The 11889-nt window shown below is 42.4% G+C and carries 5 protein-coding genes and 1 pseudogene; 1 reads left to right on the forward strand and 5 read right to left on the reverse strand.

Annotated elements, in window-relative coordinates:
• Window positions 1-31: 31 nt before the first annotated feature.
• From VB733_RS16705 to VB733_RS16725, 5 genes are all read right to left on the reverse strand, one after another.
• The gene (locus VB733_RS16705) at window positions 32-2503 is read right to left on the reverse strand and encodes an S-layer family protein (protein ID WP_323341189.1); all 2472 of its coding nucleotides are present in this window, start codon (window positions 2501-2503) and stop codon (window positions 32-34) included.
• Between the two features lie 75 nt (window positions 2504-2578).
• Complete coding sequence (locus tag VB733_RS16710; protein ID WP_323341190.1) at window positions 2579-5302, reverse strand: S-layer family protein; 2724 nt, start codon at window positions 5300-5302, stop codon at window positions 2579-2581.
• A 52-nt stretch (window positions 5303-5354) separates the two neighbouring features.
• A complete protein-coding gene (locus tag VB733_RS16715; protein ID WP_323341191.1) occupies window positions 5355-5540 on the reverse strand; it encodes a hypothetical protein in 186 nt (61 codons plus the stop codon).
• Window positions 5518-8007, reverse strand: coding sequence for an S-layer family protein (locus VB733_RS16720; protein ID WP_323341192.1), 2490 nt, complete (start codon window positions 8005-8007; stop codon window positions 5518-5520). Before VB733_RS16720 ends, VB733_RS16715 begins: the two co-directional genes overlap by 23 nt.
• A gap of 182 nt (window positions 8008-8189) precedes the next feature.
• On the reverse strand, window positions 8190-9980 hold the full coding sequence (locus VB733_RS16725; RefSeq protein ID WP_416336329.1) for a ShlB/FhaC/HecB family hemolysin secretion/activation protein: 1791 nt from the start codon (window positions 9978-9980) through the stop codon (window positions 8190-8192).
• Window positions 9981-10870: 890 nt separating this feature from the next.
• On the opposite strand from VB733_RS16725, the pseudogene VB733_RS16730 reads away from it, so the two are divergent.
• A pseudogene (locus VB733_RS16730) lies at window positions 10871-11889 on the forward strand (hypothetical protein); the annotation flags it as partial.

Genomic DNA, 11889 nt, shown 5'->3' on the forward strand with positions numbered 1-11889 from the left:
TTAACTTGTGAAGAATTTTAATGGGATACTATTAATTATTGGCAACAGCAGCACAGGTTAAAGATGGTTGTACTTGAGTAGAAGAGTTATCTGCAACTAATTCAATTTTTCCTTGGGCATTGCGATGCCAAGAAGTAGCTTGGACAAGGGTTTCTGGGGTAGTGGGAATTTTCGCTTGTACTGGTTCTATTTTCCGATATGCAGTGAGATTACGAATATCTGACCAGGTGCGAGCGCTCCTGACTTCCTGTGTGGGATTTTGGGGTATTCCACCCCTTCCTGTAGCGATAAAACTACTGCCTTGATTATCAGTACATCCTGTCGCAATTTGCTGGGATGGGTCGTTGACAGTGGCAGGTAATTCGACTAAACCTGAATTGGGGTCAACACCAACATTATTAATTTCCACATTGCCGTTGAGATTGGATTGGGAACTGGCGGTAATGTCATTGGTGAGGTCTTCCCTGGGAGTGAGAATATCACGGAATTCTAGACCAATAATACCTTGAGTAGTAATGTCGATATTGCCACCATTTCCTTGCACTGCATTGGCAATGATATCGCTATTTTCTAAACCCAAAATGATAGGAGAATTGATATCAATGTTACCACCATTGCCATTACCTTTAGCCTCTGTCGAAATGAAACTATTGTTTCGTAAAATCAAGTCAGATTTGAGATTTAAGTTGATGTTACCACCTTCCCCAGAAGCCGTATTAGCAATTACTTGACCCTTGTTATCGAGTCGTAAGGAATTTGCATTTATAGTTAAAATTCCCCCATTTCCCAATCCTTCATTATTGACAGTAACCAATCCTCCATTATCTATTTGCAATGTAGGAGTATTAATGGTTAAACTACCAGCATTTCCACTAGGGCGATCAGGAAGTCCAAATGCTTGACGCAAAGTTGTCGGTAAAATTGGAGCTGCTGCGCTAATACTGCCATCCCTGAGTTCTATTGATTCAGAAGCATTAATGGTGAGTTTGCCACCAGCACCACTATTGACAGTTGCAGTAGCAACATTCCCGCCAGTCTCTAAAATCAGCCTGGATGTATTTATATTTAAATAACCACCATTACCTTTGCCAAATACAGTTGAACTAATATTAGCAGGAGCTAAAGTTATTGGATATATACCCTTAATTTCTATAGCTCCGGAAACATTCACATTTACATTTCCGCTATCCCCTTTTCCAAAATTGTTAGAAATAATTAAGCCGCCATCTGTAATTGTTAGGTTCGATGCAGTGATATTCATATTGCCCGATTTCCCAGAGCCAAAGCTAGGTGTAGCAATTCCACTAGTAGCAATCGGATCTAGCGGTGTTACACGATTAATTTGAATATCTCTGGCAATATTTACATTAATATTACCCCCAGAGTCGAAACCATAAGTTCTTGCCACGACAATACCCCCATCATTTAGGCGTAAGTTTCCGGCAGAAACATCGATATTAGCACCTTTCCCTAGACCCAGATTTTCAGTCATCAAGCGACTAGAAATAACTCCCCTCACAATTCCTACATCCGGTGCTGTTCTCACATCTCCAGAAAGGTCTAAAGAACCTGTTGCACGAACACGAATACTATTAGGAGCTTGGCTTCCCACAGTTTGAATCAAAGCAGCAGAACCATCTTTAAGACTAATATTTTGCCCTTGCAATTGAATTCCACGACTAGTTAACCCACTTGCATCGACTAAAGATTGATTTACAAGTTGGATATCTCCAAAACTTTCAATATTTGCATAATCTAATTGAAAATCTGAGGATGTAGAATTAATATTAACTGTGCCTGCTTTGACTGCACCTACTTCAACTCTGCCATTTTCAGCAGTTAAAACCCCACCTGACAAAGTGACATTTTGCCCAACTAATGCGATCGCGTTTCCGGAATTCACCTCTAAGGTTGATTGTGTATTATCCCGAATTACAGGGGTAAATGCTCCTCCTGTCAATTGATGTCCACTTCCCTGTACTTGAATATCTCCCGAATTTTGCCCCATTTGTAGTCCGATGGGTACGCTCATGGTTAACAACGGGTTAGCAGTGGGATTAACAGCACTAAATTCTGTGCCATCAGCAAATTTAATACTATTGGCTGTCGTTCCCACAAATGAACCACCAATATTTAAGCTGGCATTTTGTCCAAATACAATTCCACTGGGGTTGAGCAAGAATAAATTGGCATTACCGTTAGCTTTAATTAAACCATCGATATTTGAGATAGTGCCACCTGTCACACGACTAAAAATATTTTGAATATCTGAAGCGTTGTTGAAGAATGCAGAACCTTGACTGGGAATAGAAAACTGACTGAAACTATGAAATAAATTATTGCCAACGCGATCGCCATTAGTGATGGTGAAATTATTACCACTTTGGGAAACGGTAGTTTTGAGGGTTCCATCGGGAGCCACTTGAGCGTTAACCGAAGTGCTGTAAATTGCACATGCTAACATTCCACTGATTAAACCGAACCCTACAAAAGTGACTTTCATCAACCAATCTCCGTTTTACCTATATATATAGGTTTCCCATAAAAGTATTTTTTGTAACATCTCTATGGATTGTAATTAACTTTTGGGAATAGCAGCACAGGTTAATGTTTGTTGCACTTGAGTGGGAGATTTATCTGCAATTAACTCAATTTTTCCTTGGGCATTGCGATGCCAAGAAGTTGCCTGAACAAGGTTTTCTGGGGTGGTGGAGATTTTCGCTTGTACTGGCTGAGTTTGGCGGAATGCAGAGATATCACGAATATCAGACCAGGTGCGTAGGCGTAGCCCGTCGTAGACATCGCTCCTGACTTCCTGTGTGGGATTTTGGGGTATTCCTCCTCTTCCTGTAGCGATAAAACTACTACCACTGTTATCTGCACAACCTGCGGCAATTTGTTGGGATGGGTCTGTTAGATTTACGGGTAATTCGACTAAACCTGAATTAGGATCAACACCAAAATTGTTAATATCAACCGTACCGTTGACACCAAATTCAGAACTAGCGGTAATGTCGCTTTCATTGGTTAACTGGTCACGGTATTTTAACCCAAATATACCTTGAGTTGTAATATCAATATTGCCACCAGCCCCTTCAATCGCATTTGCTGTAATATCGCTATTTTCTAAACCAATAATAATCGGTGCATTAATCCTGATATTGCCGCCTGTGGCTGTACCTGTGGCATTGGTGTTAATTTTACTGCCATAACGCATCAATAGAACATCAGTATTGAGAGTAATGTTACCGCGATCGCCTGCGGAAACTTCCGAAATCAGACTACCTCCTTGCTCCAGCTTGATTTGGTTGGCATTAACTAGCAAGTTTCCAGAATAGCCACCACCTGTATTACTGACAGAAATTTGCCCATTATCCAGGATATTGAGCCGATTCGCTACTAGACTAACTGAACCAGCATCAGAGGTGGTAGTAGAAGCCGCCGTAATGGTACTTGGGAAAATGCGACCATCCGTTAAGGGTTGGGAATTACCCTCTACGGTTATATTATTGACTTGCAGATTAACGTTGCCTGCCGCACCATTACCATCTGTGGAGGAGCTAATTTGTCCACCATTGAAGACCCGCAAACTATCTGCTGTCAGGTGAATATTGCCTCCCTTAGCGGTGGAATTCTGCCCTATTGCTACAGTGATACCACTGGTAGCCTGGGTATAAACATCAATCAAAGAATCGCTGACTTGTACATCGGTAGATTGAATAGTGATATTCCCAGCTGTTCCTCTACCTGCGATCGCCGGATTCTCATTTCCAGCGATTTGACTGGAGATAGTCCCACCAGCAGCAAGGTTGAGTTGACCTGCCTGAATCGTAATATTGCCACCCTGACCATCCGCCAAGTTGAGAATTGAACTAACGATCGCACTGTTAAAACTGTTGGCTGTTGTCCCACAAATCTCCAGGCTCTCAGTTGCTTTCACAGAAATATCTCCAGCTTTCCCAGTCACAGGAGATAAAGCCGCAAACAAATCAGTGCTAATGCGTCCCCCATCCAGTAGTCGTATCCGTTCAGCCTCCACCGTAATTGTACCACTGTTATTCTGTTGTCCTCCCGAAACTAACGTTGTAATTGCTCCTGAGACATAGACCCCTGTAAACGGATTCGGAAATGGTGTGTAACCACTGATTTCTACATCTGTGGCCCGAACCGTAATATTGCCTGTTTTGGCATTATTAATCGGCGCGAAGGTAAAAAAGTTAGCACCATAGTTAAGGGAGTTGATCCATGCACTATTAGCAAGGCGTAGTCGTTGAGTCTCCACCGTGATATTTCCAGCAGTTGCTCCACTGCCAGTTACACTGGTCATTAAGCCGGAAGGGATATAATTGGCGGGGTTAGAGATACCCAGTAAATCCACAAATTCTGTAGTCTGGAGATTGATACCCTGTCCTTGGGCATTCGCCCCAGTAGAGGATTCTATCTGTGAGCCATCTTGCAAGGTTAAACCACGACCTCGAATATTGATTGCGCCTCCTATTGCCCCACTGGTGTTGATATAGGAGGACTGACGGAGCGTAACATTACCCCACATCGGCGATGGAGATGAACTCGCCAATTGCCAGTTGCCAGAGGTGGGTATATTCACCGTACCATTTTGCATCGCCCACAACTCCACATGACCATCCGGCGCAAAAATGTTGGCACTATTGATATCCACTTGTCCCCCAATCAGTGCCAGAGTTTGATTCGGTGCCATTGACAATGTTGGCATCCGAAAGAAGAAATTGTCGGCAGGTGTACCTTGGACTGTGATTGGGCTTGCATTACTTCCTATTTGCAATCCCACAGGGACACTCATCGTCAATAATGGTGGTTCAATTGGATTTACAGCACTAAATTCTGTGCCATCGGCAAATTTAATACTACTCGCTGTCGTCCCCACAAATGAGCCACCAATATTTAAACTGGCATTTTCTCCAAATACAATCCCGTTAGGATTCATTAAAAACAAACTCACGGGATTATTCGCGTTGAGAGTTTGAATTAATCCATCAATATTGGAAACATTTCCACCAGTGACCCGACTGAATATAGTTGTAATATTTGGCGTATTTGTTAAATCAAAAGTCGCTGCGCTACCTGTGGGTACAGAGAAATTACTGAAGCTATGAAATAAATTATTACCTTTATCTATGCCATTAAGAATAGTAAAATTATTACCAATAGAGTTGACAATAGTGTTGGTCGTTCCATCCGATATCACCTGAGCCGTTGCTGGTAACGACATTCCACCAGCTAAAATACCACAGGCTACACCCAAGCACACTGAAGTTACCTTCATCCCCCATCTCCATTACAACTGTATACTTAGGATTCCCATAATATTTTGTTGCCTAACACGCACAGGTTAATGGTTGTTGCACCTGAGTAGAAGGTTTATCTGCAATTAACTCAATTTTTCCGCTGGCATGGAGTTGCCAACCAGTAGCTTGTTCCTGCGGTTTGCGTCCGCTTGTCTGCCTTTCATAGTTTACAAGAACTGTTAACTCTTGGGAGTTAACTTTTAGTGACAGCAGCACAGGTTAATGCTTGTTGCACCTGAATGGGAGATTTATCTGCAACTAATTCAATTTTTCCTTGGGCATTGCGATGCCAAGAAGTTGCCTGAACAAGGTTTTCTGGGGTGGTGGGGATTTTCGCGGTGACGGAGCTATGTTTACGGAATGCAGCGAGATTACGAATATCTGACCAGGTGCGCTCGCTCCTGACTTCCTGTGTGGGATTTTGGGGTATTCCTCCTCTTCCTGTAGCGATAAAACTACTACCACTGTTATCTGCACAACCTGCGGCAATTTGTTGGGATGGGTCTGTTAGATTTGTGGGTAATTCGACTAAACCTGAATTAGGATCAACACCAAAATTGTTAATATCAACCGTACCGTTGACACCAAATTCAGAACTAGCCGTAATGTCGCTTTCATTGGTGAGATGATCGCGGAATTTTAGACCAAATAAACCCTGCGTGTTAATGGCGATATTGCCACCTGCTCCTTGTACAGCGTTAGCAATGATGTCACTGTTTTCTGAAGAAACAGCTACAATCACGGGAGAATTAATCGTAAGGTTCCCGCCATTCCCACTACCCGCAGCAGTGGCGGAAATCAAGCTATTGTGACGCATCAGCAGATTATCTTGTAGGTTTAAGCGAATATCTCCTCCGTTTCCCGAGGCGGTAGAGGCAACAATGCTGCTTTTGTTGTCTAAAACCAGAGTGTTGGCATTAATCTGTACATTCCCTGCAAACCCTGGACCATCATTTTTGACGCTTACAGCCGCCCCATCAGCAATACGTAATGATGGGGTATGAATGGTGAGAGAACCTGAATTACCAGTAGGAATAGCAGGTAGTCCAAAAGCAGCTTGAATTTCTGGACTAAGAAGTTCAGCGTTTGAGAAGATGCGAGAGATTACTCCAGCCCCATTACCCTCAGTACCATACCCTTGGATATCGATGGACTCTGAAGCTTTAATTTCCACGCTACCTGCTGAACCAGTAGCAACGGTAGAAGATCCAACAGATGCCCCCCCTTGAAGCACTAATCTAGAGGTGTTGATAACTGTACTATTCGCATTACCAGAACCCTGAGTAAAGGTAGATATCGTACTTTCTGAAAATGACAGAGGGTTGAAACCAACAATTTCGATTTGCTCTGTTGCATTCACTTGGATTGTGCCAGTGTCTCCAGAGCGTAAGGCTACAGAAATAATTGCACCAGAATCCAGAGCCTTGAGATTTTCAGTGGATACTGTGATGTTGCCTGCATTACCATCACTTGCTGAAAATGTGACGAACGCAGTGTAAATGGATGGGTTAGCAGGGTTAAAGCCAGTGATCTCGGTTGTGCCGCTCACATTCGCGGTAATATTCCCACCTGCTGTTGGTGTCCGGGTTCTAGTTACAATTCTGGCTCCATCTTCGAGGGATAACTGGGCAGCAGAGAGGGCAATATCTCCTATCTTACTTGTGCTTAAGTTGGTGAGTTCAATGAAACTTCCCAAGTCACCGTTGGCTGTATTCCCTGCCAAGTTGAGGGAGCCTGTGGCATTGACCGTAATTCCCCCAGACGATTGTGTTCCCAAGTTTTGGAGTAACAAAGCCGACCCCTCAGTCAAGCTAATGTTTTTTCCTTGCAATTGGATTGAGCCATTGCTACCACTGGCATCCAACAGCGATTGTTGTGCCAGATGAATATCGTTAAATTGCGGCACAGCCGAATAATCGCCAACCCAACCCGTAGGAGTAGGCTTGAGTCCCACTTGCCCAGCCTTGACACTGCCCAGTTCTAGATGTCCGCCGCCATATGTGGTAACAACGCCACCACTGAAGTTGACGATCCCACCAATCAACGCCAGCGTATTATTTGCTTTGACTTGTAATCCGGGAGGGGTATTGATGGTACTGGGTGCACCAAAGCCAGTAAAATCGAACAACTGGTTTCCCTGTCCTTGCACATTAATCGCCCCTGGATTTTGCCCCATCTGTAAACCAATGGGTACACTCATCGTCAACAATGGTGTCGCAGTTGGATTTACAGCACTAAATTCTGTGCCATCGGCAAATTTAATACTACTCGCTGTCGTCCCCACAAATGAGCCACCAATATTTAAACTGGCATTTTCTCCAAATACAATCCCGTTAGGATTCATTAAAAACAAACTCACGGGATTATTCGCGTTGAGAGTTTGAATCAAGCCATCAATATTGGAAACATTTCCACCAGTGACCCGACTGAATATAGTTGTAATATTTGGTGTATTAGTTAAATCGAAGCTGGCAGAACCACCTGTGGGTACAGAGAAATTACTGAAGCTATGAAATAAATTATTACCTTTATCTATGCCATTAAGAATAGTAAAATTATTACCAATAGAGTTGACAGTGGTGTTGGTAGTGCCATCTGATGTGACTTGAGAATAAGCTGGTGACAATATCCCAGCAGTGAAGATTCCACTCACCAAACCCAAGCACAAAGAAGTTGCTTTCATCACCTTATCTCCATTTCAACTTTAGATTGTAGGGTTCGTAAACATACTGCCACTTGGCTATTGATCGTGATTTCACAAAAGTTTGAAACTTTATTATTCAGAAATTCTGCTGATGTTTGCATGGGGATTCTAGTCACATTTAATTACTTCTGCCAAGTCAGTTAAGCTGTTGAATCTGTAATCTAAAATGGCGAATAGCTGAGTGAGAAATATAAACCATTTTCTTGGAGACTACTTCTTTCTCCTTCGACAGATGTTAAAGGAATACCCCAATCTAAACGAGCTGAAAAACTATTATTTTGCTGCCAAAGTAAACCTAAACCAGTCCCAACTAATGTGTTAGTTGCCGGATTTTTACCATTATGATTCCAGCCTTTGCCAATTTCTAAAAATGGTGTAACTTGCAATACTCCCCCTAACTTGGGAATTCGAGCAACAGGTAGGCGAAATTCCGCCGACAATAACATACCACTATCAGTCAGTAGTGCATCTTGACGATAACCACGCACGGTGGCTTGTCCACCTAGTCCCATTTGTTCTAAGGGTACTAGGGAATCAGCCGCGATTTGCATATCGTTCTTAACGATAAATAGGGTATCTGGAGCTAATTTTCGTAACCATTGGGCTTGTCCACGCCAAGCGAAAAAGCGACTGTCAGGGGCATTATTATTAACATTGGCTCCAAACCAATCGACCCCTAGACTAAATTGCGATCGCGCGGCGAAAACTTCTTTGGTGTTGCGTTGGGCATATTCTTGGGTAAAGCGGAAGGCGGAAATTTTGGTTTTTCCCTCAGGATCAGCACCGGGTGAGAGGGGAAATCCGCCAATATTATCAATACCTAATTCTGTTTGGCTGAATTGACGGGAAAAAGATAAACCCATGGCGATTTCTTTGCTGGGTTTTTGGAGTAAGGGTTGACGTATTCCCAATTCATAGGTACGGGTTTTCGATTGAATATCCAGGACACTGAAGGGTTTTTCAATGACTTCATTTCTTCCCTGACTGTAGGAAAAGGAAATTGTCCCGTTGCGAGCATTGATGGGTAGGGTGTAATTGGTATTCAGGGTATTACTACCGTTGGTATTACTGTAACCGACGCTGAGGGAATCACCAAAACCGAGTAAATTTGCTTGCTGTAATTCTGCTCCGCGACGAAAACTACCAACTGAAGGCGATCGCCCATTATCTAATGTTGTGCTGACTCTGAATGTGTCTGCTTCTTTGACTTGGAGTTGTAGTGAATTCGTACCTGGGCGTACTCCTGTTTGCAATTCTGCTGACAGGTTTTTGATTTTGGGGTCAAGTTTGAGCATTTGCAAGTCATCTAGCAAACGCGGTACATTCAGAGGTTTCTGACTTGCAAGTCGAAGGCGTGAGCGAATATATTCACTTCGTAAGCGGTTATTACCAGTAATTTTGATATCTTGCAAACTACCTTCAACTACCTGAATTTTCACAACTCCAGATTCTAGGGTTTGGGGAGTAATTAAGGCTCCGGTGGTGACATAACCTTTATCGGTGTAGAGTTTGGTGATTGCATCTTTGACTTGCAGTAATTCTGCAAATGTCACTTCCCGCCCCACAAAGCCAGATGTAATCGGAGTAAAATCTTCAGATTTAAAGACTGTACTACCAACTACTTCAATGCGATCGATTTGAAATTTAGCGTCAGGGGAATTTTGGTCTGGTGTTGATGGTGCTAGTGTTTTGCTGGTAGGGATTAACTGCTCTTGTGTTAAAGCTGGGGGGAGAAAATCAGATTGGAGGGGAGTTGGGGAATTATCTTGGAGACGATTTGGTGGTACAGCAGCAGGATTCGGTATTTGGGCAAATGTTTGCTGATAGTCTAACAGTGATATGGCAGATATAAATACAAAGGTAAGGGGTTTTGTCACAGTAATAATATTTTGTTTTAGTTTATTGTGAGAATTTTTGATTAAAAACAATGAGTTAACAATAGAGTTATTCATAAAATCTTGCCTCATTTGACACCCTTCTCCTTTGCTTATATCTGATACACAGCAGTAAGTTTTCATCTCATGCAAACAACAGTTCAATCTTCTACATAGCCACAGGAGAGGGGAGATTGCCCTCTATTTGCCATCAAATTTTCCTGAATTTGTTCTAATGGTTATGTAAAATTAATCAATAAGTTGCTTGGTTTGTGTATATTTATTGTTTTACCTATCCGCGTTTATTTAGTTAATTGCGACTACTGGAATTAGCAGATAAGCTGTCGCGTATTTAATTTGTATATGAGACGCAGGCAAGATGCCCCGGAGTTTTCCGTGAAGAACATCTCCCCGGAAACTCCTCTCTGCACTACAGTAATTTGACGTTTTCGTCTTATACAAGTTAGCTACACATCAGCTTATTAAATAAAAAATAACTACAAACAAAATTATAGTGGCAGTATTTTTTACAAATGCCACTAGAGTAAATACTGGTTTATGTGGTTACGGAGAGCATGACCATTTCCGTATCACGTAGCTTTCCGGTAATTGGTTTAGATAAGCTTCAAAAACAAAATGATTCAGTGCTAATCAGCGCTAATAAACGCAATCCTTAACAAAAGTAAATATCTTTTCTCCAAAATCTGGCAACACATAAAATAAATCTCCGTGTCCCTCCATCTCCCCGTCCCCGCGTCACCATCTGTTACTTTCTTTTGGAGAATTAGTATAACCTGTGCTGCGTTTCCTAGTAGTCAAAACGCCCACTTTTTCAAAAATTTGGGATATCGTATCCCATCAACTGATATATCGAACCATAAGTTGGGCAATATAAGTTTACTGATTCTTTAAGCACTTGTGCTGCGATCGCTTGTGAAAAAGCTTTTATGAATATTGGTTAATTACTTATGGCTTTCCGAATAAGACAAACTCGTTGGCTGTATGTCAGCTTGAGTATTTTCAGTTTGTGTCTGGCATTTACCATGACATCTGTTAAAGCATCTTCCCCAATAACACCTTCTGTGATTTCTGTTTCTGAATCTACTAATTGGCTGGAGGAAGGAAGAAAGCTTTATAGTTTGGGACGGTTTCACGAAGCAGCAACAGCTTGGCAGTCCGCAGTACAAAAGTACCAAAATAAAGGCGATCGCCTGAATCAATCTCTCAGTTTAAGTCACCTGTCCCTAGCACAACAGGAACTCAACCAGTGGGAAGCAGCCCAAAAATCAATCGAACAAAGTATAAAACTTTTGCAAACGACTAAACCCTCGGCTGATGCGATTATCTGGGCGCAAATACTGAACACCCAAGCCAACTTACAACTGCATATGGGGAAGGCAGAAACTGCGATCGCCATTTGGCAACAAGCCCAAAAATATTATGAACAAGCAGGGGATACTACAGGAAGTCTGGGAACTCAAATTAACCAAGCACAGGCTTTACAGAGTTTAGGATTTTACCGACGTTCTCGGCAGCAATTAGAAGAATTAAGCCGAAAAATAACAACAATGTCAGATTCGGAAGTCAAAGTCAGTGGATTGCGAGCGCTGGGTTTAGCTTTACATGCGATCGGTGATACCCAAAGTCAGCAAGTATTAGAACAGAGCCTGACAACGGCAAATAAAATTCAAGCTAAAACTCAGTTAAGTTCGATTCTCTCTAGTTTAGGGAAAGTCGCAGCAGATTCCCAAGACCCAGAAGCGGCACTAAACTATTTTGAAGATGCGGAAAAAGCGACAAATAACCCGAATGAAGCCCTGCAAGCACGTTTAGCTCGATTCAAATTGTTGGTGGATTACGACAAACTCGAATATGCAATCCCCCTCGCACCCCAGCTCAAACAACAGCTTGCAGAACTACCTCCTAGTCATACTTCCCTATATGCGGCAATTAATTTTGTGGCTACCCTGAATAGATTAGAAAACCC

It is taken from the genome of Calothrix sp. UHCC 0171, from assembly GCF_034931845.1.
Classification (GTDB): domain Bacteria; phylum Cyanobacteriota; class Cyanobacteriia; order Cyanobacteriales; family Nostocaceae; genus Brunnivagina.